The sequence below is a fragment of the Streptomyces sp. NPDC058371 genome (genome assembly GCF_042723265.1).
Lineage (GTDB): Bacteria > Actinomycetota > Actinomycetes > Streptomycetales > Streptomycetaceae > Streptomyces.
Window position 1 is genome coordinate 117,699 of sequence record NZ_JBHXJC010000004.1, and the last position, 25,134, is coordinate 142,832.

Consider the following 25,134-nt stretch of genomic DNA (forward strand, 5'->3'; position numbering starts at 1 on the left):
GTACCGCAGGCGCGCGTCTCGCTGAGCGCTGACCGGTTTTCGCCCAGCGCTGATACGCACGACGGCCCGTCGGAAGCAGAGCTTCCGGCGGGCCGTCCGTGTTTGTGTGGGGGCATGACCGTATCGACCGTGGAATACATCCGGTACCGGATCCCCGAGCAGCAGTCCGCGGAGTTCCTGGCCGCCTACACCCGGGCCGCCGCCCAGCTCGCCGCGGCCCCGCAGTGCGTGGACTACGAACTGGCGCGCTGCGAGGAGGACTTCGAGCACTTCGTCCTGCGGATCACCTGGACCTCGACCGAGGACCACGTCGAGGGCTTCCGCAAGTCGGAGCTCTTCCCCGACTTCCTGGCCGAGATCCGCCCCTACATCGGCGACATCGAGGAGATGCGCCACTACAAGCCGACGACGGTGCGGGGTTCGGGCGCCTCCGTACCGACCCTGTACGCCTGGGCGGGCGGCGCGGAGGCCTTCACCCGCCTGACCGAGGCGTTCTACGACAGGGTGCTCAAGGACGACCTCCTCGCGCCCCTGTTCGCGGACCTGGCCCCCGAACACGCCGCCCATGTCGCCCTCTGGCTCGGCGAGGTCTTCGGCGGGCCGCCCGCGTACTCCGAGAGCCAGGGCGGACACGGCCACATGGTCGCCAAGCACCTGGGCAAGGGGATCACGGAGCCCCAGCGCCGCCGCTGGGTGAACCTCCTCCAGGACGCGGCGGACGACGCCGGCCTCCCGACCGACGCCGAGTTCCGCTCCGCGTTCGTGGCGTACACGGAGTGGGGGACGCGGCTCGCCGTCTACTTCTCCGGACCGGACGCCACGCCGCCGGGGGAGCAGCCGATCCCCAGGTGGACCTGGGGGTCCGCACCGCCGTACCGGGGGTGAGGTGTGGGTCCTGTCGCCACGGCCGTCCCGTCGGACCCCGTTCACGTGGTGCCCCGCGCCTCTGAAACAGGGGCCGCGGGGCAGCGCGCGAACTCCTACCGCGCGAACTCCTACCGCGCGAACGCCTACTGCGAGGCGGCGCCCGCCCGCGTCGCGTCCCTGCCCCAACTGGCCAGCAGGCGCAGCGCCTCCGCCGAGGCCGACCCCGGCTCCGCGTGATACGTGATCAGCGCCTGCTCACTGTCGTCGGACAGCCGGAACGACTCGAACTGCAGCGCGAGGTCCCCCACCAGCGGATGCCGCAGCCGCTTCACCCCGTAGGTCTTCTCCTTCACGTCATGCGTGGCCCACAGCCGCCGGAAGTCCTCGCTCTTCACGGACAGCTCCCCGACCAGCGCGGACAGCTGCGGATCGTCCGGATGGCAGCCGGCGTCCATGCGCAGAAGACACACGATGTCGATCGCCTTCTGCTCCCACTCCACGAACAGGTCGAGGTACTCGGGCTTCAGGAACACCATCCGCGCCCAGTTCCGCTCCTGCGGCGGCAGCTCCGACCAGTCGCCGAAGACGGCCGCGGCCATCCGGTTCCAGACCAGGACGTCCGAGCGGCGCCCGGTGATGTACGCCGGGATGCCGTCCATGGTGTCCAGGAGCTGCCGCAGCGCCCCCCGGACCTGCTGCGGACGCGCCGACTGCTTCTTCTTGTGCTGCTTGGGCTTGGCGAGGTGCGTGAGGTGCGCGTGCTCGGCGTCGGTCAGCCGCAGGGCCCGCGCGATCGCGTCCAGCACCTCCGAGGACACGTTCCGTCCGTTGCCCTGTTCGAGGCGGGTGTAGTACGCGACGGAGACCCCGGCCAGCTGCGCCAGCTCCTCGCGCCGCAGCCCCGGCACCCTGCGGTGCCGGCCGAAGTCCGGCAGCCCGACGTCCTCCGGCTTCAGCCGGGCCCGGCGGGTGCGCAGGAACTCGCTGAGCTCGGCACGCTGGTCCAGCGGCTGCCCCGCTGCGCCCGCGGGGAGGGAGGCCTGTTCGTCCATGCATCCAGTATTCACGGTCGTACGCCCATCAGCCTGACCCCGCCAGTAGTAGGACCACTGAACGTAGGCAAAGCCGTGACCTGGGTGAATGTCGGGGGAAGGCGCAGTCTGGAAGGCGTACCCGGCCGGAAGGCGTCCGGGTACGGAACCCCTCCCGAGGAGAACCCCGGCATGACCACTTTCGCTGCTTACGCCGCCCCCGCCGCCAAGGCTCCGCTGGAGCGCACCACCATCGAGCGCCGCCCGGTCGGTGCGCACGACGTCCTGATCGAGATCAAGTTCGCCGGAATCTGTCACTCGGACATCCATCAGGCCCGCGAGGGCTGGGGCGAGGCCATCTTCCCGATGGTCCCGGGCCACGAGATCGCCGGTGTGGTCACCGAGGCCGGCTCCGGTGTCACCAAGTTCGCGGTCGGCGACCGCGTGGGCGTCGGCTGCATGGTCGACTCCTGCCGCGAGTGCGAGAACTGCAAGGCCGGCCTGGAGCAGTACTGCTCCAAGGGCAACGTCCCGACGTACAACGGCATCGGCAAGGACGGCAGGCCCACCTACGGCGGCTACTCCACGCACGTCATCGTCGACGAGAACTACACGGTGCGCATCCCCGACGGACTCGCCCTGGACGAGGCCGCACCGCTGCTCTGCGCCGGCATCACCACGTACTCCCCGCTCAAGCACTGGAACGCCGGCCCCGGCAAGAAGGTCGCCGTCCTCGGCATGGGCGGTCTCGGTCACATGGGCGTCAAGATCGCGCACGCCCTCGGCGCCGAGGTGACCGTGCTCTCGCAGTCCCTGCGCAAGCAGGACGACGGCCTCAAGATGGGCGCCGACCACTACTACGCGACCAGCGACCCGAAGACCTTCGAGGAGCTGGCCGGCACGTTCGACATCATCCTGTCGACGGTGTCCGCCCCGCTGGACTTCGGCGCGTTCCTCTCCCTGCTGAAGACGGACGGCGCGCTGGTGAACGTCGGCGCACCCGAGGAGCCGATCTCGCTCAACCTGTTCTCCGTGATCATGGGCCGCAAGTCCCTGTCCGGCTCGGGCATCGGCGGCATCCAGGAGACCCAGGAGATGCTCGACTTCTGCGCCGAGCACGGCCTCGGCGCCGAGATCGAACTGATCAGCGCATCCGAGATCAACGAGGCGTACGAGCGGGTGCTGGCGAGTGACGTCCGCTACCGCTTCGTGATCGACAGCGCGACGATCTGAACGGCGTGAGCCGACCCCGGACAGCGGGGTCGGCCGTCCTCAGCCGCGGCCCGACCGCCCCAGCAGCCACAGCAGATACGGCCCTCCCACCAGGGACGTGAGCGCCCCGACCGGGATCTCCAGGGGCGGCAGCAGGGTGCGGGCCGCGAGATCGGCGGCGACCACCACGATCGCGCCGGTCAACGCCGAGGCCGCCAGCGGCAGTTGCGGGGTGCGGGTGAGACGGCGGGCCAGCTGCGGGGCGGTCAGCGCGACGAAGCCGATCGGACCCGCGGCGCCGGTCGCGGTCGCCGCGAGCACCACGCCGAGGGCCGTGAGGCCGAGCCGGTCACGGTGCACACGTACCCCGAGCGCCGCGGCCGTGTCGGCGTCCAGACCGAGTGGCCGCAGGGCCCTGCTCGCCCACACCAGGGCGGGCAGGGACAGGGCCAGCACCCAGCCGAGTGGTGCCGCCTGCGCCCAGCCACGCCCGTTGAGGCTGCCGGTCAGCCACAGCTTGAGCTGCTCCGCGGCGGCCAGTTCGGTCTCGGTCAGATACAGCTGTACGACGGCGGAGAGCGCGACCCCGATCCCGACTCCCGTCAGGACGAACCGGCTCGGCTGCATCCCGTGCCGCCAGGCCAGCACATACACGAGCGCGGCGGCCGCGAGGCCGCCGGCGACGGCGACCGCCGGGAGCGCGCCGGGCGACGCGGCCACGCCCGTGGCGAGCGCCAGCACCGTCGCGGCGGCGGCACCGTGCCCGACACCGATGACATCCGGGCTGGCCAGCGGATTCCGCGTCACGCTCTGCACCAGCGCCCCGGCGAGCCCGAGCGCGACGCCGACCGCCGCACCGAGCACGATGCGCGGCACCCGCAGCTCACCCACGACGAGGTCGTACGCTGTCCGCTGCCCGCGCAGCACCTGCCACACCTCGCCCGGCGGGACGTACGTCCGACCGGCACACGCCGACCCGAGCATCACCCCGAAGAGCAGCACGAACAGCACCCCGACCACGAGGGCCGAGCGGCGGTGCAGGAGCAGCGAGACGCCGGGGAGGGGACGGAGCACGGCGGTGGCGGGAGGCCGGGCGCGGCGCCCCGTCCCTCCGCCGGCATCGACCGACCACGCCGACGTGACTCTCGCCGCACCGGGGTGGACCGCGTCGTTCTCGACCTCAGGTGCTTCTGCCGTACGAGCGTGTGGCCGCGTGGTTTTCGCCGTGCCGGGGTGTGCCGCGTCGTTCTCGGTCGCGGGTGCTTCTGCCGTTCGGGCGTGTGCTGGTGCGGTTTTCGCCGCACCAGTGCGGGGCGCGTTCTTCACGCTCCCACGTCCTTTCGCCGTACGAGAGCGATCAGTACGGGCACGCCCACGAGGGCCGTCATCACCCCGGCCGGTACCTCCGCCGGTGCCCGGACCACCCGGCCCGCCACGTCCGCCGCGGGCAGCAGCCCGGCGCCGAGCAGCGCGGAGAGCGGCAGAACCCACCGATGGCCGCCGGAGACGAGGCGCCGGGCAAGGTGCGGAACGGCGAGACCGACGAAGGCGATCGGCCCCGCGGCGGCGACCGCGGCCGCGGTGAGCACCGTCGCGCCGAGCGCCGCACACGCCCGTACGGCACGGACCCGGTGCCCCAGCGCCCGCGCCGTGTCGTCGCCGAGGGCGAGGGCGTCGAGGCCGCGCGCGCAGGCCAGCACCAGCAGCGCACCGGCCGCGAGGAACGGCAGCATCCGCCCGACCGTCCCGGCGTCCCGTCCGCTGAGCGCCCCCACCTGCCAGAAGCGGAACTGGTCCAGCGTGGCCGAACTCGACGTCAGCACCACGGTGGTGGCCCCGGCCGTCATCGCCGACAGGGCGGTCCCGGCCAGCGCCAGTTTCACCGGTGAGGCGCCGCCCCGCCCGCGCGAGGCGATCGCGTACACGGCACACGCGGCGGCGACGGCCCCGGCGAACGCGTACCAGACGTACCCGCCGAAGCCGTTCGCGAGGCCCAGGGAGATGGCGACGACCACCCCGGCGGCCGCGCCCTGGCTCAGTCCGAGGATGCCGGGATCGGCCAGCGGATTGCGGCTGACGGCCTGCAGCGCGGCCCCGGCCAGCCCGAGTGCGGCCCCCGCCGTCACCCCGACCGCCGTCCGCGGCACCCGCAACGACCGTACGACCAGCGCGTCCGGCGAACTCCCGCCGTGCACCAGGGCGTCGACGACGGCCGACAGCGGCACGGGCCGGGTGCCGACGCAGAGGCTGAGCCCGACGGCGACGAGGGTCAGGACGAGGGCGGCGAGCAGCCAGGCGGCGGACTTGGTACGGCGGGTTCCGCGGCCTTCGGGGGCGGGGGCCCGCGTACGTCCGCCGAGCCCCGTGTGTCGCCCGGCCGACTCCCCGGTGGGGGCGGTCACTTGGCGCGGTGCCCGGCGATGTCCGTCGAGAGCTGTCGTACGACGAGGCGGGCGGCGGTCGGTCCCGCGTTGAGGTACCAGGGGTCGTCGTCGACCTTCACCGCGTGGCCGGCCCCGACCGCCTTCATCGACTTCCACAACGGCCCGGCCAGCACACTGCCCGCGTCCGTCCGCGACGCGTCTCCCTGCACCGAGTAGAAGATCCAGTCCCCGTCGGCCACATCGATGCTCTCCGCCCCGATGTCCTGCGAAATCGCCCGGAACCGCTGCGACTTGGGCCGCCCGAGCCCCATGTCCGCGGCGATCGACCCGGTGAACGAGGACACCCCGAACATCCGCGTGCGGTCGGGAGTGAAGCGCACCATCGACACCGACGTGCCGCCCAGCCCCCTGCCGCCGTCGGCGGCGTCGTCCGCGATGTCGTCCAGCGCCTGCTGGGCCTGCCCGGCCTTGCCGACCGCGGCGCCCACGAGCAGCAGATCCCGCTTCCAGTTGATGCCGTTGCCCGCTGTGACGACGGTGGGCGCGATCTTCGAGAGCTTCGGGTAGAGCTCCCCGAGCGAGTCGTTGACCAGGATCAGGTCCGGACGGGCGGCGGCCAGCGTCTCCAGATTGGGCGCGGTCCGCGTCCCCACGTCGGTCATCGCGGCCAGCCGCTTCTTGTGCTGGGGGAAGGCGTCGCGCAGATACTCCGGTACGAGCCCGGCGTTGTCGGCGCGGGTGGTGGCCGTCGGCACGATGCCGAGCGAGAGCAGATCGTCCAGCTGGCCGGTGCTGAGCGCGGCGATCCGGGTGGGCCGGGTGGCGAGCCGGGTCTTCCCCTCGAAGTGCCCGACGGTGCGCGGGAATTGCCCGTCCGTCGCGTCGCCCGCGCCCATGCCGTCGGCCACGGCGCTGGGCGCGACGGACGGCCCTGCGGAGGCCCCGGCGACGAGATTGCGCGAGCCGTCGGCGCCCTTGCCCGTACCGCCGCCACTTCCACCGGCCCCCGAACAGCCGGCCAGCACGCCGGTGACCAGCACGCCGGCCAGGAAGGCCTTCCATCGCAACGTACGCACGAGCACTCCGACCGCTTGACTAAGGTAAGCCTTACCTTAAACGGTCGGTTCGGTGGCCGGGACTCGGGGGGTGCATGCGCGGTCCGACCTGTATGCCCGGGGGTGCAGGCGCGGTCCGACCCGTACGACCGACGACCGTCCGGCGCGCGGATCATCACGATCTCTCCGGAACGGCGATACCCGACGGGTGGTGCACGGGCACCGCCGTTCTCGGAAGTACGCGGCCGTGGGCGTGTTCCCTAGGAGTGCATCAGAGTGCGTCAGAGGGCGGCGCTGAAGGCTTCGCCGGCGCGGTAGGACCGTACGAGAACACCACCGTCGCCCTTCGCGCCCGACGTGTCCGGCCGTACGACGTGCGCGCGTCCGAGCCCCGAGACCCGCACTTCCCCATGGGCCGCGGCCGCGCTGCCGTCCCCGCTCTCGCCCAACTCCACGTCGAGGAGCGTGTTCTCGTCGAGGGCCACGCCGTACGGAACCCGGCCGCGCGCGACGGCCTCGATCAGGCGGGCCAGCGTCCCCCACTGCGCGGCATGGACGTCCACACCGAACGGCACGAGCCCCAGGCCCGCCCGTACGTCGATCTCTTCCAGGTCCTCCCCGGTGTCCTCGGGGCAGACGGGAACCCCGTCGCTGAGCCAGCCCCCGACGACGGCCCGACGTGCGGCGAGGGCGGCCCCGGCCGAGAAGCCGGCGTACGGGATCCCGCGTTCGCGGAGCACCTGGGGCACCTCGTCGAGCACGCCACTGAGCGCGTCCTGGTAGGCGGGAGTCAGCCCACCGCACACCAGCAGCGCGTCGACCCGCTCCAACTCGGCGATGTCGAACTTCCCCCCGAGGGGCACGTTCAGTGGCACCGGCACGCAGTCGCCGACCCGTTTCAACACGCCCTCGTACCGCGCGAACTGCTCCGCCCCGTGCCCTTCACCCTCGTCCAGCACGAGGCATCCGACGACGCCCCGCTCACCGGCCGCCCGGACGAACGGCCCGTAGACGACCTCGGCGGCCTCCTCGGCCCACCCGCCCCCGATCAAGAACGCCCTGCCCATCGCGCTTCCCCCTCACTGCCCAGCCGCCCCATGACGGCTCCGCACGCTAACAACACCGGTCGAGCGAACGCGAGGCGTTAACGCCTCGCGTTCGCACACGGTCGCCTTTGCGTGCCGTCGCTGAGCTGGGGCAATAGCTGCGAGCATGGTCAAGTAGTGGGATTCGGCGGAATTCACAGGGAGGGAGGACTCTCGTGTCGTCCTCGGAGTCGATCGCATCCGTAACCGGTAATCAGCTTCCCATCTGCTGTACCTGTGGTGTGCAGTACGGGGCCCCGCGCTCCGATTGCCCGATCTGCCTGGACGAGCGGCAGTACGTCGGCTGGGACGGCCAACAGTGGACCAGCCTGGCCGAGTTGCGCGCCCAAGGCAGGCGAGGCCGGCTGGAGGAGGAAGGCCCCGGCGTGCTCGGGGTCGGTGTGGAGCCATCCGTGGCCGTTGGCCAGCGCGCCCTGTTGATCCGCTCACCTTCCGGCAACGTGTTGTGGGACTGCGTGGGCTATTTCGATGACGATCTCGCCGTCGAAATCGAGAAACTGGGCGGGATCCGAGCGATCGGCGTCAGCCATCCGCACTTCTACGGCGCGATGACCGAGTGGGGCCGGGCCTTCGACGTTCCGGTGTACGTCCACGCCGCTGACCGTGCCTGGGTCGGGCGGCCCGATCCGACCATCGAGTACTGGACCGGCGACACCCACGAGATCGCGCCGGGCATGACGCTGATCAATGCGGGCACGCACTTCGCCGGTGGCACCGTGCTGCACTGGGACGCCGACCCGGAGGGGCGCGGTGCGTTGTTCAGCGGCGACATCTTCCTGGTGGTCATGGACCGGCGCTGGGTCAGCTTCATGTACAGCATTCCCAACTTCATTCCGGAACGGCCGAGCACCATCCGCCGCGCACTCGAACTGGTCGAACCGTTCAGCTTCGAACGCATCTACGGAGCCTTCTGGGGACGAGTGGTCGTGGCCGACGGGGAGGCGGCGGTGCGACGCTCCGCAGAGCGGTACCTGCGCTTCGCGCTGGGGGACGGGTCGTAGGAGCCGTATCCATGGGTGCCTTGGATTACGGCTTGCCCATGGAGCCCCCACTCGTCGAGACCGGAGTAGACCAACGCCGTTCGGTAGGAAGGGCGGGAGAAGTGTTCGGCTTCGCCCGTGAAGATCGCCACGTCACGTGGCGTGAAGCCGCCGGGCGCACGGGGGGCGCGCGCTGGGCTGGGTCCGTGCGGCCGTCGTTACTGCGAAGCCGCTTTGAGCTGAGTGGTGATTTTGGACAGAGCCTTTTCGGCGGGGTGCTGTTTGATGAGCCCTTCACGACCTGCGGCGCGGAGCTCCACCACCGCCACACCTTCGGGACCTGCGGCCACAACTGCGGTCACAACGGTGGGGTTCAGGCCCCCAATCCCTACACCGACCATCGCTCGTACGGCGATGCCCCCGTTGTCCCGGGCCTCCGCGCCCAGCAGATTCCCTGTGTCGGCCAGAGTCGTGTAGACCAGCTGGGAGACCGCCGTCACCGTTCCGGACAACTCGACAAGAGTGGTACTGACGTCCTTCTTTGTCCATTTGAAGCCTCGCGCGGCTCCACGAGCACCGCCCCGTGCCCCTGCTCTGCCCAAACCGTGTATTCCGGTGGCCGCCCCTCCAGCGGCAGCTCCTATCGAGCCGCCCTTCGCACCCAGTTGCATCATCGCGGCGAGCAGGAGCTCGTTCTCGCTGGCCTCGTCGAACATGACCGCCTCCTCAGCACCAACAAGACATGGCTCTACAACCAAAGTCACCCAGTCCTACCACTGGCCGGCAGCCTCTTGGATCGGCAGCCGCATGGGCGCGCGACCTCGATCGGAAGCCGGCGAGGACGGCGAACGCGCGGTCTCCGAAGGAATCCCGGTGGCGCCGTACACCTACTTCACCGAAGGGTGAAGGGTAGGGAGCGGCCGGGAAGTGGAGGGCCCGCCCGGAGGGCTGACGCACTTCGGTGCCACCCCTCCGCAGCTCAGCCGGTGTGCCGGTCGGTGGAGAGCAGCCACTGCCATCGTCGACGTTCCGTGACGAGGGTGGCGGCCACGAGGAGAGACACGAGGACTGCCGCATAGACGGGCCATGCCAACCATGCGGCCATCGCGGCAGCAGTGAGCTGGAGCAGCACGAGCAGGATCGTGACCGCACCCGAGACGGGGATGATCACCTGCGCCTTGTCTCCCGGAGTGGAGAAGACGGTCGGGAGGCTGACCAGTACCACCACCGCCAAGACGGCAAGCAGCCATGAGTACTTGGACAAGGCCCAGGGAGTCGCCACCCAGGCGACGAGTTCCGCGGCGAAACGCAGGAGGGATGCGATGCGGTCGTCCGGTCTCTCCATGTTCGCCCCCCGCAGGCTGTGTCGACCACCAGCGGGAGATCTTACGACCACGGATGAGGCTGTGAACGAGCCTTGGTGATCCACGTCAGGGATCGCAGCAGTGACAGGCCGGCCGAGCAGCTCGCGGGCCGCGGCCGGCCGGGCGAGGGGGGATGCCTTCTCCCGTCCGCGGGCGCCTGCTGGTCGCTCTCAACGAGGAGCGGTGGCACGGTAGGTATGCCGAGTGCGACTTGGCCGTACGTGCGGAAGGAGACCGACACGGTGGAGCTCGTCTTCGCGGGCCAGGTGATCGAATGGCGCGGGCCGTCGCCGTACTACTTCGTCCCTGTGCCGAATGAGCAGTCCGCCGACATTCGCGAGGTGGCCGCGATGGCTTCGTACGGCTGGGGGGTGATCCCGGTCGAGGCACGGATCGGCGAAGTCGTCTTCGAGACGTCGCTCTTCCCCAAGGACGGCCACTACCTGCTGCCGCTCAAGGCCGCGGTACGCAAGCGGCAGGGCATCTCGGCAGGGGACGACGTCGCCGTGGAGATCTCCGTCCGCCTCCAGGGCCGAGCGGTGAGTGCCGCGGGTGTCGGACACTCCTCTTCGCTGTCGAATCCACGCGGAAGGGAACGCCCCGCTCGGGCGGCCGCAGCGTCTCTCACAGCAGGCTTTCGTCCTGGACTTTCCAGCCCTCACCCAACTCGTTGCGCAGAGCTTCGAGCGCGGCGTGCGCCTGCTGCTTGAACAACTGCCATTCCTCGTCGGACCACGGGGACGGATCCGGTGGGTACTCCCAGTCGATCGACGACTGGTACCGCTCGCTGAGCCTCGCCAACTCGGCCCGCGTAGCCCGGGTGATCGGCAGGCGTTCCAGATCGATGGGATACCCGTACGGGCTGTCCATGTCCTCCGGCCACAACGGAGTGACCACTCCGGCCTCGAAGAAGAATCGCAAGTAGTGGATCATGCCGCACCCTTTCACGCAGCTGCCTCGCGGTGCCGTTCGTTCCGGTGAGCTCGCTCGAAGGGAAGCGTCGTGCGGTCGGCATGACCAACTGTCGCGTCGATGGTCACGCCTCGAAGGCTGGGGAGGACGAGCAACGGCGCCGCAAGAGGGGCCGTTCGTTCAGTCGGTCAGCTCCGTCACCAGGCCGCGGATGCGGCGCTCGATCTCGTCCCGGATCGGCCGAACCGCGTCGACGCCCTGACCGGCCGGGTCGTCGAGCTGCCAGTCGAGGTACCGCTTGCCGGGGAAGACCGGGCACGTGTCGCCGCACCCCATGGTGATGACGACGTCGGATGCCTGCACCGCTTCCAGGGTCAGCACCTTCGGAGTCTCGGCGGAGATGTCGATGCCGACTTCCTTCATCGCGTCGACGACCGCGCCGTTGACCGTTTCAGCGGGGGCGGAGCCCGCCGAGCGGACTTCGACCCGGTCGCCCGCGAGGTGGGTGAGGAACGCGGCGGCCATCTGGGACCGCCCGGCGTTGTGGACGCAGACGAACAGCACGGACGGGCGCGGGGCGGAAGTGGTCATTGCAGGTGTCTTCTCCGGGGAGGGGCTCAGGAAGCGGACGGGACCAGTTCGGTCTCACCGTGAGGGACGACCACGTCCGTCGCAGCGGGCGCCGGCCGGCCGAACACCGCCGCCAGCAGGCCCAGACCGACTGCCGCACCGACCAGTTGCGCGGCCACGAACGGGCCGACGGAGGCGGGAGCGATGCCCGCGAACGTGTCGCTGAAGGCCCGGCCGACCGTCACCGCCGGGTTCGCGAACGACGTGGAGGACGTGAACCAGTACGCGGCCCCGATGTAGGACGCCACCGCGGCTGACGCGAGGTGGGCGCGACCGGTCCGGGCCAGGCCGAAGACCAGCAGGACGAGCCCGGCGGTCGCCACGGTCTCGCCCAGCCACAGGTGGCCGGCGGACCGGTCGTGCGTGGACCACTTCACCAGCGGTTCGGCGAACATCGCGTCGGCCAGCACCGCACCGCCGATTGCGCCGACGACCTGCGCAGGGACGTACGCGGCCACATCGCGTGCGGTCGTCCCGTCGCCGCTCTTCCGCCCCGTGAACCAGGCGGCCAGCGTGACGGCCGGGTTGAAGTGGGCCCCGGAGACCGGCCCGAGCAGCGTGATCAGCACGGCCAGGCCGAGGACGGTGGCGAGCGAGTTCGCGAGCAACTGCACGCCGACGTCCCGGGACAGCTCCGTCGCCTGGACACCGGATCCGACCACCACCGCGACCAACCCGGCCGTTCCCACCAGTTCGGCCAGGGCACGCCGTCCGAGCGAAGCGCTCACGCGGTCGCCCCGACGGACTCGGGGGTGGTGAGGAGCGCGCCCAGCCGGTCCAGTACGCCGGGCAGCACCCAGTAGTAGACCCAGGTCCCACGACGTTCGCAGTCGACGAGCCCGGCCTGCCGGAGCAGCTTGAGATGGTGGGAGATCGTCGGCTGCGACAGCTCGAAGGCGGGTGTCAGCTCACACACGCACACCTCGCCGCCCTCCCGCGAGGCGATCATCGAGAGCAGCCTGAGCCGGACCGGATCGCCCAGCGCCTTGAACACCTTCGCCAGTTCGACGGCCCGGTCCTCGGTCAGCGGGGCGGTGGCCAGCCCCTGACAGCAGGCACCGTCCGCCCCCTGGCCGATCACCTCGAGCTCCTGTTTCGACATGCCTCTATGTTGACGTCTTTCGATCCAGGGCGCAAGGTTGCATCAATGAACGTCAATACAGTCGTTCCGGGCCCGTCCTGCCCCGCCGTTCTTGTCGTGGCCTGTCATGCCCCGTCGTAAGGAGTGAGTCATGAGTGAACAGGCCGGTGAACTGCGCGAGACCGTCCGCCGGCGGTACGCCGCCGCGGCCGTGATGGTGACCGAGGGCGGCACCGCGTGTTGCGGCCCGCAGCCGGTCGAGGTCGACGAGAACTTCGGCTCCACCCTCTACGCGGCCGACGAGCGCGACGCCCTGCCCGCCGAGGCCGTCGCCGCCTCACTGGGCTGCGGCAACCCGACCGCCGTGGCCGATCTCCACGAAGGCGAACGCGTCCTCGACCTCGGCTCCGGCGGCGGCATCGACGTCCTGCTCTCCGCCCGCCGTGTCGGGCCCACGGGCAAGGCGTACGGCCTCGACATGACAGAGGAGATGCTCGAACTCGCCCTGGCCAACGCGAAGAAGGCGAGCGCGACGAATGTCGAGTTCCTCAAGGGCACCATCGAGGCCGTCCCGCTCCCCGCGAACACCATCGACGTGGTGATCTCCAACTGCGTGATCAACCTGTCGACCGACAAGGCGGCGGTGTTCGCCGAGACCTACCGTGTCCTGGTGCCCGGCGGCCGCGTCGGCGTCTCGGACGTGGTCGCCGACGACACCCTCACCCCCGCCCAGCGCGCCGAGCGCGGGGACCACGTCGGCTGCATCGCGGGCGCCCTCTCCTTCACGGAGTACCGCGCGGGCCTTGAGGCGGCCGGCTTCGTCAACGTGGAGATCACGCCCACGCACCCCGTGGCCGACGGCATGCACTCCGCCATCGTCCGCGCCACCAAGCCCCGTACCGGGACGCAGTCATCCCAGGCGACCGGATCGGCCGATGCATGCTGCGGCGGCACCGCCTGCTGCACGCCGGCCGAGTCCGGCGTCCCCGTCACAGCCGCGCACACCGCGTCCGGCTGCGGCTGTCAGACCTGACCCGGACAGCTCCCTGGTCGCCCGCGCCGCGAGCGCAGGCGCGCGACTCAGCCGACGCCCGAAGCCGACCACGCCAATCGGGCAAGAAACGCCCGCCCGAGCGAGCGTGTGCCGGCTGTCGGGCAGCATGGCAGGGCCCGTCCGCGCGCCCTCCGGGGTTCGACGTCGGTGATGGGCAATGGTCTGTCAGCGCTGCTTGATGGTCCACGTCATCCTGTCTCGCTTCCGCACGGCGGAGAAACGGCCCTCGCGGACGGCGGGTGGGCCGATCACTGATGTTGACCTTGTACACCTGGCATGCGCACAATCTGCGGGCCCACGAGGGCTGTTGGCGAACAGGGGGTCCACCGTGTGTGGAGATTGCGGTCACCGCGCGACTCTCACCGCGATCGCGCGCAATCCTGCGGCGCCGGCCGATGTCCTGACCAGGCTGCTGTACGAGGAGGCCATCGCGGCCTGGGACACGATGGCCTGGCGTGCTCTGCCGGACGAGGTGGTCGACGCCATCGTGGCGCATCCCGACGGCAGGCTTCGGAGCATGCTCACGGAGAACATCGCGGTGCCGGCGGAACAACGCGCCAGGCTCGTGGACGATCCCGATACCCACGTCCGCCTTGGCCTGGCCATCGGACCCGACTGGTTCCGCATCCCCACGCCACCACTGCCCCTGTCCACTCAGCAGCGCCTGCTCGCCGATCCGGACCCGAAGGTCCGCCGGAACGCGGCCTTCTGCAATGACACGGCTCCGAGCCTGGTCGCCGGGCTCGCCGACCATCAGGATGCGGACTTCCGACAGGCAGCCTGCCGCGAGTGGACCCTGCTGTCCGAGGACACCCGAAGCCGTCTGCTCCGAGACGCCGATGACACGGTCCGCCAGGCGGCGATGATCGAGGCCTGCCGCGATGACGCGGGTTGTACGGACCTTCTTCTCGACGCAGGAATTGCCGGCCTCGTCAGGTGGCAAGTGATCCGTTCCGGCGCCATGAGCAGGGCGACCGCCGAACGGCTCGCCGCAAGCACCGAAGAGGAGGTCCGGCGGGAGCTGGCGGCCAACCTCAACGTTCCCATCGACATCGTCCGGACGCTGGCGAACGACGACGCGCACCGGGTCAGGCTGGCGGTATCGGTACGGCCCGAGCTGACGGAGACCGAACGCGCCGCCATTGACGTCACCATCAGCCCGTCCGACCGGCTCCATCCCGTCGAATGGGTTCGCCTCTGCGCCGATCCCGATGTCCTGCGCCAATGCGCCAAGTCGGCCAACACTCTGCTGCGGCGCAGCGCCGCCTACAGCCGGCACCTGCCTGCCGACGCCGTCGACCTGCTCTCGAAGGACGACGACTACCCCGTACGACTCCTGCTGTGCGAGAACCAGCCGACCGTCGACGGCGAGGTGGTGCTGCAGACGTATCTGGACTGCAAGGTCATCACCAAGGGCGGTCTGCAGGCCCACCCCAACTTTCCGCGCGCGGGCAACGGACAACGCTTCGCCGACGACCCGGATCCAGAGAAACGACAGCTGGTGGCGCTGGACTCCGAAGCACCCGTCGAAGCTGTGGTCCGGCTGCTTTCCGACCCCGACGGTCGTGTACGTGCCATGGCAGCCGCGCACCCCGCACTGCCGGTCGATCTCATCCACGAAAGCTGTGGGAATCCGGAGACCTCCTCCCGCGCCCTCGGCAACCCGAGCCTTCCGGCGGAAGTCATGCACCAATACCTGGATGACGCAGGCATCCCTCGCTGACGCCGACAGATCAGAGGCGTCGGGGTCGCCTGGTGCCTTTGGACCCCGCCGTGAGCCGCCGGGCTCCCCGGAACAGGGCGCCGCCATGGGGGAGGCACCGGCCGGTGCACTCCTCACGGCGGCCGGCCGCTCGGCCGATTGAACGGGCACGGAATCGCTCGGCACCCTCGCGCGTTGAGGGGGTGGGAGGGGATGCCGGCGGTGTGCGAGCCGAGCAGCCCGAGTGACCGAGCTGACAGACAGCTGACAGATATTGGAGGGCCGCGATGGCTGCGCAGACGCAGAGGGCCGTGCTGGCGGGCGGATGCTTCTGGGGGATGCAGGACCTGATCCGCCGGCTTCCGGGTGTGACGGCGACCCGGGTCGGTTACACCGGGGGCGATGTGCAGAACGCGACGTACCGTAACCATGGCACGCACGCGGAGGCCATCGAGATCCTTTTCGACCCTGAGCGGACCGACTTCCGCGCGATCCTGGAGTTCTTCTTCCAGGTCCACGACCCGAGCACCAAGAACCGTCAGGGCAACGACATCGGCCTCAGCTACCGCTCGGCGATCTACTACGTGGATGACGAGCAGAAGCGGATCGCCGAGGACACGATCGCGGATGTGGACGCCTCCGGACTGTGGCCGGGCAAGGTCGTCACCGAGGTGGAGCCGGTCGGCCCCTTCTGGGAGGCCGAGCCCGAGCACCAGGATTACCTGGAGCGTTACCCGGACGGCTACACCTGCCACTTCCCGCGCCCCGGCTGGCGGCTGCCCACCCGCACGGCGGGCTGACCGGGCGAGACGTCCTGGCCAGGGCGCAGGCTGACCGGGCTAGACGGCCCGCCGGAGAGCGGGGGCAGGCCACGCGAGACGTCCCGGCGCAATGCGCAGGCTGACCGGGCGAGACGTCCCTGCGCAGGGCGCAGGCCGGCCACACGAGACGGCCCGCCGGAGAGCGGAGGCCCACCGGGCCGAGGCTCCGCGGCCGGGCCGTCTCGCGCGGGAAAACCCCGGCTCCGCGACACCGCACTCAGTGCGACAACGTGGCCGGACTCCCCCCATTCGCCTCGTACCCCGCCACCGCGAGGGCGCGATAGACCGCGTAGTCCGCGGCCGGGTCGGACGTCAGGGTCCAGGGCAGGGCCCCGACGTGTCCGTCGATGTGGACCAACTGGTTCATCGCCTCCGCCCAGCGCTCCCCGCGGACCAGGAAGAACACCAGCAGGTGGCGGACGTGGGCCAGCATCGGGTCGTCCGGGCGGGCCGCGTGCACCGCGAAGAGTGCGCCGTGCACCGCCTTCGTCACGACCTCGCTCTGGTAGAACCCGCTGACCAGATTCACCTCGGGCAGGTGCTCGAAGACCGCGAACAGCGGCATCGCGGCCAGCAGTGACCCCTGGGGCGCCCGGGCCGCCGCCGCCTCCGCGAAGGCGTACGCCAGCGCCCGCGAGCCGTGCCACTTCTCGCACCAGTAGTGCAGGGCGGCGAGATGGGCGCCCATATGGGCGGGCGCGCGGTCCAGGATCTTCAGCCAGAGCTTCTCGAACTCCGCCTGCGAGTACGTCAGTCCGCGGGCCACGGAGAGCTCGATGATGTACGGAACCGGGTCACCGGGGGCCAGCAGCGCCGCGTCGCCGCACGCCGCCCGCGCCTCCTCCATGATGATCCGGAACTCGTCCGTGCCCGGCGTCGCCGTACGCCACGCCTGCTGCACCAGGAACTCCGCGTGCACCGCCGAGCCGCCCGCGTCCTTCGGGGCCTCGGCCCGCCACACCCGCAGCCACTGCCCGCCCGGCGTCTCGCTGACCCCGCCGGGGCGCTGCCGCAGCTCCAGGGACGCCGCGCCGGCGAAGGCCTGCACCCGCTGCCAGCGCAGCTCGCCGTCCGTGTCCGTGCCCGCGAGGAGCTGTGACGCGGCGCGGTAGTCCTGGGTGCGCTGCACCAGGTCCAGCACGTCGAGCAGGTCGCCGTCCGGGCCGGGCATCCGGATGTCCAGCTCCTCCTGCCGTGCGAAGCCGTAGTTCGCCGGGTCCGCGGCGTCCGGGTCACCGGGGGCGACCTGCTGAATTCCGGCGTGCCTGCGCCTGAGGACTGGCAGCAGAACCATGGTGAACATGGCCAGCGCGATCAGGACCCAGAGAATCTCCATGCCTCAAGCGAACCAGACGGGTCGGACACTTGGCCAACCCGGTCGGCGACGGCCTTTCCCGGCAGACCCCGAAGGCTTTTGCGGCGGGCCCTGAGCGGCCTCGCGGTCGCCGTCCGGACGCCTCGCGGGGGGTGCGTGCCGTCATCCACCGCGCGAGCGCACTACCCTCGGTTCCCATGAGCGACAGGCACTTCAGTCAGCACTTCGAGACCCTGGCGATCCACGCGGGAAACACCGCCGATCCCCTCACCGGCGCGGTCGTCCCGCCGATCTACCAGGTCTCGACCTACAAGCAGGACGGCGTCGGCGGGCTGCGCGGCGGATACGAGTACAGCCGCAGCGCCAACCCGACCAGGACCGCCCTCGAAGAGAACCTCGCCGCCCTGGAGGGCGGCAGCCGCGGCCTCGCGTTCGCGTCCGGACTGGCTGCCGAGGACTGCCTGTTGCGTACGCTGCTCAGTCCTGGCGATCACGTGGTCATCCCCAATGACGCGTACGGCGGCACCTTCCGCCTCTTCGCGAAGGTCGTCTCCCGCTGGGGCGTGGAGTGGTCGGTCGCCGACACCAGCGACCCCGCCGCCGTACAGGCCGCCCTCACCCCGAAGACCAAGGCGATCTGGGTGGAGACGCCGTCCAACCCGCTCCTCGGCATCACCGACATCGCCGCGGTCGCGCAGATCGCGCGCGACGCGGGCGCCCGGCTCGTCGTGGACAACACCTTCGCCACCCCCTATCTCCAGCAGCCGCTGGCGCTCGGCGCGGACATCGTCGTGCACTCGCTGACCAAGTACATGGGCGGCCACTCGGACGTCGTGGGCGGCGCGCTGGTCGTCAGCGACCAGGGCCTGGGCGAGGAGCTGGCCTACCACCAGAACGCGATGGGCGCGGTCAGCGGCCCCTTCGACTCCTGGCTGGTGCTGCGCGGCACCAAGACGCTCTCCGTGCGCATGGACCGCCACGGTGAGAACGCCACCAAGGTCGCCGACATGCTCACCCGGCACGCGCGCGTGACGAGCGTGCTGTACCCGGGCCTCCCGGAGCACCCCGGCCACGAGGTCGCCGCGAAGCAGATGAAGTCCTTCGGCGGCATGGTCTCCTTCCGTGTGGCGGGCGGCGAGGAGGCGGCCGTCGAGGTCTGCAACCGCGCCAAGGTGTTCACGCTGGGCGAGTCCCTGGGCGGCGTCGAGTCCCTGATCGAGCACCCGGGGCGGATGACCCACGCCTCCGTGGCCGGCTCGGCCCTCGAGGTCCCCGCCGATCTCGTACGCCTCTCCGTGGGCATCGAGAACATCGACGACCTGCTCCAGGACCTCCAGCAGGCCCTCGGCTAGACAGGCCGGAAAGGGCGGAGCGCCGGGGACGAACCGGCGCTCACCAGCCGGTGAGGGGTGGAGTCGTGTCCGACGGCGGCTCCACCCAGGGCCGCGCCATCGTGGCCCACACGATGAACGCGACGGCCGCCGCGAACAGCAGCAGCCACATCAGCCGCCGGGCCGCCGTCCGGCGGCGCAGCATGCGTCCACCGCGGCGTACGACGTCGGCGTACAGGTCGGCCGGCACCTGCGGCGGCGTCCGCTCCAGCATTCGCCGTACGGCCGACTCCCGCTCGGGCAGGTTCACGACGGCGCCACCTTCGCCAGCGCGGGCGCCGGTCCGCGCGGCGGGTGCAGCAGGGTGGCCATCGCGCGGGCGCAGATCGTCCGTACGCGTTCGCGCGGGAGGCCGAGCAGGGCCGCCGTCTGCTCCTCGGCGACGCCCTCGTACAACCGCAGCACCAGGATCAGCCGCTCCTGGGGCGTGAGCCCCGCCAGTACGCCACCGGGGCGGGCCCGGCCGAGGCCGCCGTACTGGTGCCAGGCCGTGCGCGCGAAGCGGACCGCCAGCTCCTGACGGGCCCGATCGTAGGGGTCCTCGCCGCGCAGCCGGTCCCAGCGGGCGTACGTGTGGGCGAGGGCCAGCGTCAGCAGGCGCCGCGCGCGCGGGTTGGCCTCCGGGAGCTCCGCCGTGAGCAGCGTGGCGGCATGCAGCAGCCGCCCTGCCGCGCCCGCGACGAACGTCTCGAACTCCCGGGCCCGGCGGGCACTCTGCAGTGCACGCCGTTCTCGCACCACGCCTCCGCCTGAGGACGACCCTGCGGGTCCTGGGGGAACTGAGGGACTTGTGAGACCTGAGGGACTTGTGGGAAACGCGGAACCCCGGCCGCGTACGACAGGTCAGACCGCGTACGACAAGGGCCCGATCTCATATGAGGCCAGGCCTGGGCTTCCGGTCAAGAGCCCGGCGCACATGCACGCGCGCGTGACGCGACGCCCGGCGGGTCAGGACTCCTGCTGCGGCTCCGCCACCGGGAGCCCCTGCGCGGCCTGGCGGGCGGAGAGCGCGCCGTTGAAGCGCGTGAGGAGCGTGCAGAACGCGTCGCGCTCCTCGGGCGCCCAGTCGTGGGTCAGCTCGGCCATCAACTGACGCCTCGACGAACGCACTTCCTCCAGGCGCGACATCCCGCGCGGGGAGAGCTGGAGCACCACGGCCCGCCCGTCCTCCGGGTGGGAGGTGCGCTTGACGAGGCCGGTGTCGACGAGCGGTGCCACCTGCCGGGTGACCGTCGAGGAGTCGATCCCCATGCTCGCCGCCAGCGCCTTGACGCCCATCGGGCCTTCCTTGTCGAGGCGGTTGAGCAGCAGGTACGCGGCACGGTCCATGGAGTTGCGCACCTGGCCCACCCCACCGAGCCGGGTCTGTTCGGCACGGCGGGCGAACACCGCCACCTCGTGCTGCAGCGTGTCGAGGAGACCGGTGTCACCGAGGGTCGTCATGTCCATCGACATTTCAGGTGTTGTGGGCATGGCCGGGGGCTCAATTCATGCGGAGGGTGCTGGGTTGGGGGACAGGGTACGCGGCCGGGGCGCGGGTCGTACCGCTGCTGTGCAAACCAGTCTCGCCCCGTGGTCACACCAGGAGGGGCGCGCTGTGAACTGCGAGACTGGTGGTCATGAGCTACAGCACGGCTGACTCCTTGCCGACGGTCACCCTGGACGACGTACGGGGTGCCCAGAAGATGCTCTCGGGCGTGGCGCGGGTGACCGCCATGGAGGGCAGCAGGCATCTGTCCCAGCTGGTCGGCGCGCCGGTGCACCTCAAATGCGAGAACCTCCAGCGGACGGGTTCCTTCAAGCTGCGCGGCGCGTATGTGCGGATCGCGGGACTGCTTCCCGAGGAGCGCGCCGCCGGTGTCGTCGCCGCGAGCGCGGGCAATCACGCGCAGGGCGTCGCCCTGGCCTCCTCGCTGCTCGGCGTCCGCTCCACGGTGTTCATGCCCACCGGCGCACCGCTGCCGAAGGTCGCGGCGACCCGCGACTACGGCGCCGAGGTGCGGCTGCACGGACAGGTCGTCGACGAGACGCTGGCCGCCGCCCAGGAGTACGCGGCCGAGACGGGCGCGGTGTTCATCCACCCGTTCGACCACCCGGACATCATCGCCGGTCAGGGCACGGTCGGCCTGGAGATCCTGGAGCAGTGCCCCGAGGTGCGCACGATCGTCGTCGGGATCGGCGGGGGCGGCCTGGTGGCGGGCGTCGCCACCGCGGTGAAGGCGCTGCGCCGGGACGTGCGGATCGTCGGCGTGCAGGCGGCGGGCGCCGCGGCGTACCCGCCCTCGCTCGCGGCCGGGCGCCCGCTGGCGGTCGAGAAGCCGGCGACGATGGCCGACGGCATCAAGGTCGGGCGGCCGGGGGACGTCCCGTTCCGGATCGTCCAGAACCTGGTGGACGACGTCGTCACGGTCGAGGAGAACCATCTCTCCAGCGCGCTCCTGCTCTGCCTGGAGCGGGCCAAGCTCGTCGTCGAGCCGGCCGGCGCGAGCCCCGTCGCGGCCCTGCTGAGCGAGCCGGGCGCCTTCGAGGGGCCGGTCGTGGCGGTGCTGTCCGGCGGCAATGTGGACCCCCTGCTGATGCAGCGCATCCTGCGCCACGGCATGGCGGCGGCGGGCCGCTATCTGGCGGTCACGCTGCGGCTGACCGACCGGCCCGGCGCCCTGGCGACACTTCTCGGGGTGTTGTCAGTGGCCGACGCTAACGTCCTCGATGTGAGCCACGTGCGGACCGATCCGCGGCTGGGGCTCACCGAGGTGGAGGTCGAGCTGCATCTGGAGATGAAGGGCCCCGAGCACTGCGCCGAGGTCAACCGGGCGCTGCGCGAGGCGGGCTACACCGTCATCGACTGAGGTCAACGACCTTGTTGTCGGTCATGGGAAAAATCCATTGAGAGACGCGATACATCGCGTTACAGTGTGTTTCACGCTCCTCACTGGGCGATGCGAACGGCACAAACCTAGGCTTTTCAAGAATCCTCAACGACGTGGAGACTCATATGCCAGGCGCCATCTATGCCGAAGGCCTGGTGAAGACCTTCGGTGACGTAAGGGCTCTGGACGGCGTCGATCTCGATGTCCCGGAAGGCACCGTGCTGGGCCTCCTCGGGCCGAACGGCGCGGGTAAGACCACCGCGGTCCGCTGTCTGACGACCCTGCTGCGGCCCGACAGCGGCAAGATGATCGTCGCGGGCATCGACGTACTGAAGCACCCCGACGCGGTCCGGCGCTCCGTCGGCCTGTCCGGCCAGTTCGCGGCGGTCGACGAGCTGCTGACGGGCCGGGAGAACCTCCAGATGGTCGGCCAGCTCTACCAGATGCGGGCGAAGGCCGCGAAGGTGCGGGCGGGCGAGCTCCTGGAGCAGTTCCACCTCGCGGACGCCGCCGACCGCCCCGCGAAGACGTACTCCGGCGGTATGCGCCGCCGGCTCGACCTGGCGGCCGCGCTCGTCGTGTCCCCGCCGGTCATGTTCATGGACGAGCCGACGACCGGCCTCGACCCGCGCAACCGGCAGCAGCTGTGGGAGGTCATCAAACAGCTCGTCTCCGGCGGTACGACGCTGCTGCTGACCACCCAGTATCTGGAGGAGGCCGACCACCTCGCGCACGACATCTGCGTCGTGGACCACGGCCGCGTCATCGCCCGCGGCACCTCCGACCAGCTCAAGGCACGCACCGGCGGCGAGCGCGTCGAGGTCGTCGTGCACGAGCGCGAGCACATCGTGACCGCCTCCGAGGTGCTGCGCGGCTTCGGCAAGGGCGAGACCACGGTCGAGGAGCACACCCGCAAGCTCACCGTCCCGGTGACCGGCGGCGCCAAGCTTCTCGCGGAGGTCATCCGTGAGCTGGACACCCGTGGCATCGAGATCGACGACATCGGCCTGCGCCGGCCGACCCTCGACGACGTCTTCCTCTCGCTGACGGGACACGTCGCCGAGGTGAAGGACGAGGACAACGGCACGGCGGAAGGCAAGAACAGCCGGACGAAGAAGGAGACCGCGAAGTGAGTGCCGCGACAGACGCCGCCCCGGTGGCGGTTCGCAAGGGCGTCCTCGGCCAGTCCGTGCGCGACTCCCTGGTCATCGCCCGACGGAACCTGATTCGGATGACCAGGATTCCCGAAATGATCCTGTTCGGGCTCATCCAGCCCATCATGTTCGTGGTGCTGTTCACATACGTGTTCGGCGGTTCCATGCAGATCGGCGACAGCAGCGATCTGGACGTCTACAAGAACTTCCTGATGGCGGGCATCTTCGCGCAGACCGTCACGTTCGCCACCGCCAGTTCCGGCGCGGGCATCGCCGACGACATGCACAAGGGGCTCATCGACCGCTTCCGCTCGCTGCCCATGGCGCGTGGCGCGGTCCTCACCGGTCGTACCGTTGCGGATCTCGTGCAGACGGCCTTGACGCTGCTCGTCCTCGCGATCGTCGCGCTGATCGTGGGTTGGCGCCCCGGCTCGGTGGACCCGACCAACTTCGGGAAGATCCTGGGCGGTTTCGGGCTGCTGCTCTTTCTGGGATACGCGTTCACGTGGATCGGCGCGCTGATCGGTCTGTCCGTGCGCACGCCTGAGGCGGCCACCTCCGGTGGACTGATCTGGCTCTTCCCGGTGACGTTCATCTCGAACGCCTTCGTGGACTCCAGCAAGATGACGCCCTGGCTGCGCCACATCGCCGAGTGGAACCCGTTCAGCGCGACCGTGCAAGCGTGCCGCAAGCTCTTTGGCGACCCCGGCCTGTCCCCGTCCGATGCCTGGCCGATGCAGCACCCGGTGTGGGCCTCGCTGATCTACTCGGTGGTGATCGTGCTGATCTTCCGCACCCTGGCGGTCCGCAAGTACCGCTCCGCCGCGGCCTGACCTGCCTGATCCGCCTGATCCGCCTGACCCGATTGACCTGTCCGGCCCGTCAGTCCGCACTCCGCGGCGGTGCCCCGGGCATCATCCGGTCGTCCGGACATGACGAAGCCCCCGGCGCCACGCGCCGGGGGCTCGCCAAGGACGGAGCGAGGCTCAGCCCTGGTAGGGCACGGCCTTGAGGATCTTCACCGAGGCGAGCTTGCCGTTCGGCAGCTCGTACTGGGCGTCCTCGCCGATCTTCTTGCCGTTCGCGCCGGAGCCCAGCGGGGACTGCGGCGAGTAGGTCTCGATGTCCGCGCTCGCGTACTCGCGAGAGGCGAGCAGGAACGTCAGGGTGTCGTCCTCGTCGCCGTCGAAGGCGATGGTCACGACCATGCCGGGCGCGACCACGCCGTCCGCGGCCGGGGCCTCGCCCACCTTGGCGTTCTCCAGGAGCTGGGTCAGCTGGCGCACGCGGAGCTCCTGCTTGCCCTGCTCCTCCTTGGCCGCGTGGTACCCGCCGTTCTCGCGCAGGTCCCCCTCCTCGCGCGCAGCCGCGATCTTGGCGGCGATCTCCGTGCGCGCAGGACCAGACAGGTGCTCCAGCTCGGCCTTCAGCTGGTTGTACGCCTCCTGGGTCAGCCAGGTGACGTTCTCGCTGGTCTGGGTCACAGGTGCTCCTCGTAGGTACTGGGAATACAAAGCATCGCCCTACCCAGAAGAATGTTCCTTCTCGGGTGGGCGAAACCACGAGCCTAACAATTCCGCGGCTCAAGGGGGAGGACATAAGCCATCAGAATTACGTCAATGCAGGTCAGCGCCCAAGTGTTAAGAGTGAGACCGGGCCGCGTCGCTTCGCGTGCGGTGCGGTCGGACCCCGGGAGCCACAGCAGCCCCAGAAGCCCTGGCGATCAGTCCGCGTGACAGCCGAGCAGCTCCGCCGTGGTGCCCCGCGCGGTCGTGCGCAGGGTGACGACCTTGTCGATGCGGGAGGAGTGCTGATCGAAGCGGAAGTCCGCGCGGCCGACCTCGCCACCGTCGGCGCTCTGCGAGCGCAGGGTGCAGTAGCCGCTCGCGTCCGTGTCCTTGCGCACTTCGAGGTGCACCTTCACGGCGCTGTCCGAAGCGCTGAAGGTGATCACTTCCGCGCTGATCTTGTTCCCGCCGACGTAGTAGTACGCGAACCAGCCGACGAGCACGAGCAGGGCCACGCCCAGCACGCCGCCGATGACCTTGAGCTTGCGGTCGGCGCGCTCGTCCGCGGAGGGGCCGTACCGGCCCTCGGGCAGCTGCGTGCTCGCCGTACTCATGATCGTCCTCTCGCAAGGGGCCGGAACAGAGGTCCCGGAAGGGGCTCCCGGGACCCGGCCCCGGAATTATTCGCCCCCCGATT

At 70.5% G+C, this 25,134-nt stretch carries 27 protein-coding genes and 1 pseudogene; 11 read left to right on the top strand and 17 right to left on the bottom strand.

Going from position 1 to position 25,134, the window contains the following annotated elements; translation table 11 throughout:
- The first annotated feature begins 114 nt into the window (after positions 1-114).
- On the top strand, positions 115-885 hold the full coding sequence (locus tag ACFWM2_RS15280) for a group II truncated hemoglobin (protein WP_383278666.1): 771 nt from the start codon (positions 115-117) through the stop codon (positions 883-885).
- Positions 886-1,010: 125 nt separating this feature from the next.
- Here ACFWM2_RS15280 and ACFWM2_RS15285 read toward each other — a convergent pair whose 3' ends face one another.
- Positions 1,011-1,919 (bottom strand): helix-turn-helix domain-containing protein, encoded by a 909-nt coding sequence (locus ACFWM2_RS15285; RefSeq protein WP_383278669.1) that lies wholly within the window; start codon positions 1,917-1,919, stop codon positions 1,011-1,013.
- A gap of 171 nt (positions 1,920-2,090) precedes the next feature.
- On the opposite strand from ACFWM2_RS15285, the gene ACFWM2_RS15290 reads away from it, so the two are divergent.
- Positions 2,091-3,131 (top strand): NAD(P)-dependent alcohol dehydrogenase, encoded by a 1,041-nt coding sequence (locus ACFWM2_RS15290; protein ID WP_383278672.1) that lies wholly within the window; start codon positions 2,091-2,093, stop codon positions 3,129-3,131.
- 39 nt (positions 3,132-3,170) lie between these two features.
- Here ACFWM2_RS15290 and ACFWM2_RS15295 read toward each other — a convergent pair whose 3' ends face one another.
- The 4 genes from ACFWM2_RS15295 to ACFWM2_RS15310 form a co-directional block, all read right to left on the bottom strand.
- Positions 3,171-4,184 (bottom strand): FecCD family ABC transporter permease, encoded by a 1,014-nt coding sequence (locus tag ACFWM2_RS15295; RefSeq protein WP_383278675.1) that lies wholly within the window; start codon positions 4,182-4,184, stop codon positions 3,171-3,173.
- A gap of 248 nt (positions 4,185-4,432) precedes the next feature.
- Positions 4,433-5,401: a FecCD family ABC transporter permease gene (locus tag ACFWM2_RS15300; protein ID WP_383279750.1), complete on the bottom strand. Its 969-nt coding sequence runs from the start codon at positions 5,399-5,401 to the stop codon at positions 4,433-4,435.
- A 107-nt stretch (positions 5,402-5,508) separates the two neighbouring features.
- Positions 5,509-6,570 (bottom strand): iron-siderophore ABC transporter substrate-binding protein, encoded by a 1,062-nt coding sequence (locus ACFWM2_RS15305; protein ID WP_383278677.1) that lies wholly within the window; start codon positions 6,568-6,570, stop codon positions 5,509-5,511.
- Positions 6,571-6,830: 260 nt separating this feature from the next.
- Positions 6,831-7,616 (bottom strand): hypothetical protein, encoded by a 786-nt coding sequence (locus ACFWM2_RS15310; protein WP_383278679.1) that lies wholly within the window; start codon positions 7,614-7,616, stop codon positions 6,831-6,833.
- Between the two features lie 194 nt (positions 7,617-7,810).
- Here ACFWM2_RS15310 and ACFWM2_RS15315 point away from each other — a divergent pair, with 194 nt between their 5' ends.
- Positions 7,811-8,656 (top strand): MBL fold metallo-hydrolase, encoded by an 846-nt coding sequence (locus tag ACFWM2_RS15315; protein ID WP_383278682.1) that lies wholly within the window; start codon positions 7,811-7,813, stop codon positions 8,654-8,656.
- Positions 8,657-8,853: 197 nt separating this feature from the next.
- Here the strand turns inward: ACFWM2_RS15315 and ACFWM2_RS15320 are convergent, their stop codons facing one another.
- Both ACFWM2_RS15320 and ACFWM2_RS15325 read right to left on the bottom strand, forming a co-directional pair.
- On the bottom strand, positions 8,854-9,351 hold the full coding sequence (locus ACFWM2_RS15320) for a hypothetical protein (protein ID WP_383278684.1): 498 nt from the start codon (positions 9,349-9,351) through the stop codon (positions 8,854-8,856).
- Between the two features lie 263 nt (positions 9,352-9,614).
- Positions 9,615-9,980: a hypothetical protein gene (locus ACFWM2_RS15325; protein ID WP_383278687.1), complete on the bottom strand. Its 366-nt coding sequence runs from the start codon at positions 9,978-9,980 to the stop codon at positions 9,615-9,617.
- 261 nt (positions 9,981-10,241) lie between these two features.
- Here ACFWM2_RS15325 and ACFWM2_RS15330 point away from each other — a divergent pair.
- A pseudogene (locus tag ACFWM2_RS15330) lies at positions 10,242-10,526 on the top strand (DUF1905 domain-containing protein); the annotation flags it as partial.
- 97 nt (positions 10,527-10,623) lie between these two features.
- Here ACFWM2_RS15330 and ACFWM2_RS15335 read toward each other — a convergent pair.
- The 4 genes from ACFWM2_RS15335 to ACFWM2_RS15350 all read right to left on the bottom strand — a co-directional run bounded on the left by ACFWM2_RS15335 (position 10,624) and on the right by ACFWM2_RS15350 (position 12,643).
- Positions 10,624-10,932 (bottom strand): hypothetical protein, encoded by a 309-nt coding sequence (locus ACFWM2_RS15335; protein WP_383278690.1) that lies wholly within the window; start codon positions 10,930-10,932, stop codon positions 10,624-10,626.
- Between the two features lie 159 nt (positions 10,933-11,091).
- Positions 11,092-11,502, bottom strand: coding sequence for an arsenate reductase ArsC (locus ACFWM2_RS15340; protein ID WP_383278693.1), 411 nt, complete (start codon positions 11,500-11,502; stop codon positions 11,092-11,094).
- Positions 11,503-11,528: 26 nt separating this feature from the next.
- Complete coding sequence (locus ACFWM2_RS15345; RefSeq protein WP_383278696.1) at positions 11,529-12,269, bottom strand: aquaporin; 741 nt, start codon at positions 12,267-12,269, stop codon at positions 11,529-11,531.
- Positions 12,266-12,643 carry an ArsR/SmtB family transcription factor gene (locus tag ACFWM2_RS15350; RefSeq protein ID WP_383278699.1) on the bottom strand — a complete coding sequence of 126 codons (378 nt, stop codon included), beginning with the start codon at positions 12,641-12,643 and terminating at the stop codon, positions 12,266-12,268. The genes ACFWM2_RS15345 and ACFWM2_RS15350 overlap by 4 nt, the downstream gene beginning before the upstream one ends.
- Positions 12,644-12,773: 130 nt before the next feature.
- Here ACFWM2_RS15350 and arsM point away from each other — a divergent pair, with 130 nt between their 5' ends.
- From arsM to msrA, 3 genes are all read left to right on the top strand, one after another.
- A complete protein-coding gene (gene arsM / locus ACFWM2_RS15355) occupies positions 12,774-13,655 on the top strand; it encodes an arsenite methyltransferase (RefSeq protein ID WP_383278702.1) in 882 nt (293 codons plus the stop codon).
- A 328-nt stretch (positions 13,656-13,983) separates the two neighbouring features.
- Positions 13,984-15,399: a hypothetical protein gene (locus tag ACFWM2_RS15360; protein ID WP_383278704.1), complete on the top strand. Its 1,416-nt coding sequence runs from the start codon at positions 13,984-13,986 to the stop codon at positions 15,397-15,399.
- Between the two features lie 266 nt (positions 15,400-15,665).
- Entirely contained in the window at positions 15,666-16,178 is a 513-nt protein-coding gene (gene msrA / locus ACFWM2_RS15365) for a peptide-methionine (S)-S-oxide reductase MsrA (RefSeq protein ID WP_383278707.1), read from the top strand.
- A gap of 238 nt (positions 16,179-16,416) precedes the next feature.
- On the opposite strand, the gene ACFWM2_RS15370 is transcribed toward msrA, so the two are convergent.
- Positions 16,417-17,535 carry a hypothetical protein gene (locus ACFWM2_RS15370; protein WP_383278710.1) on the bottom strand — a complete coding sequence of 373 codons (1,119 nt, stop codon included), beginning with the start codon at positions 17,533-17,535 and terminating at the stop codon, positions 16,417-16,419.
- 176 nt (positions 17,536-17,711) lie between these two features.
- Between ACFWM2_RS15370 and ACFWM2_RS15375 the strand changes: the two genes are divergently transcribed.
- Complete coding sequence (locus tag ACFWM2_RS15375) at positions 17,712-18,866, top strand: cystathionine gamma-synthase (RefSeq protein ID WP_383278713.1); 1,155 nt, start codon at positions 17,712-17,714, stop codon at positions 18,864-18,866.
- Positions 18,867-18,906: 40 nt separating this feature from the next.
- Here ACFWM2_RS15375 and ACFWM2_RS15380 read toward each other — a convergent pair whose 3' ends face one another.
- The 3 genes from ACFWM2_RS15380 to ACFWM2_RS15390 form a co-directional block, all read right to left on the bottom strand.
- Complete coding sequence (locus tag ACFWM2_RS15380; protein ID WP_383278716.1) at positions 18,907-19,155, bottom strand: hypothetical protein; 249 nt, start codon at positions 19,153-19,155, stop codon at positions 18,907-18,909.
- Positions 19,152-19,643, bottom strand: coding sequence for a sigma factor-like helix-turn-helix DNA-binding protein (locus ACFWM2_RS15385; protein ID WP_383278719.1), 492 nt, complete (start codon positions 19,641-19,643; stop codon positions 19,152-19,154). Before ACFWM2_RS15385 ends, ACFWM2_RS15380 begins: the two co-directional genes overlap by 4 nt.
- Before the next feature lie 210 nt (positions 19,644-19,853).
- Positions 19,854-20,360, bottom strand: coding sequence for a MarR family winged helix-turn-helix transcriptional regulator (locus ACFWM2_RS15390; protein ID WP_383279753.1), 507 nt, complete (start codon positions 20,358-20,360; stop codon positions 19,854-19,856).
- Between the two features lie 164 nt (positions 20,361-20,524).
- On the opposite strand from ACFWM2_RS15390, the gene ilvA reads away from it, so the two are divergent.
- The 3 genes from ilvA (at position 20,525) to ACFWM2_RS15405 (ending at position 23,762) form a co-directional block, all read left to right on the top strand.
- Positions 20,525-21,754: a threonine ammonia-lyase gene (ilvA, locus tag ACFWM2_RS15395; RefSeq protein ID WP_383278722.1), complete on the top strand. Its 1,230-nt coding sequence runs from the start codon at positions 20,525-20,527 to the stop codon at positions 21,752-21,754.
- Positions 21,755-21,900: 146 nt separating this feature from the next.
- On the top strand, positions 21,901-22,908 hold the full coding sequence (locus ACFWM2_RS15400; protein WP_383278725.1) for an ATP-binding cassette domain-containing protein: 1,008 nt from the start codon (positions 21,901-21,903) through the stop codon (positions 22,906-22,908).
- Positions 22,905-23,762 (top strand): ABC transporter permease, encoded by an 858-nt coding sequence (locus tag ACFWM2_RS15405; protein ID WP_383278728.1) that lies wholly within the window; start codon positions 22,905-22,907, stop codon positions 23,760-23,762. The genes ACFWM2_RS15400 and ACFWM2_RS15405 overlap by 4 nt, the downstream gene beginning before the upstream one ends.
- Before the next feature lie 153 nt (positions 23,763-23,915).
- On the opposite strand, the gene greA is transcribed toward ACFWM2_RS15405, so the two are convergent.
- Both greA and ACFWM2_RS15415 read right to left on the bottom strand, forming a co-directional pair.
- Positions 23,916-24,413, bottom strand: a complete 498-nt coding sequence (gene greA / locus ACFWM2_RS15410; RefSeq protein WP_383278731.1) for a transcription elongation factor GreA — start codon at positions 24,411-24,413, stop codon at positions 23,916-23,918.
- 239 nt (positions 24,414-24,652) lie between these two features.
- Positions 24,653-25,051 (bottom strand): DUF4307 domain-containing protein, encoded by a 399-nt coding sequence (locus ACFWM2_RS15415; RefSeq protein ID WP_383278734.1) that lies wholly within the window; start codon positions 25,049-25,051, stop codon positions 24,653-24,655.
- Between the last annotated feature and the right edge of the window lie 83 nt (positions 25,052-25,134).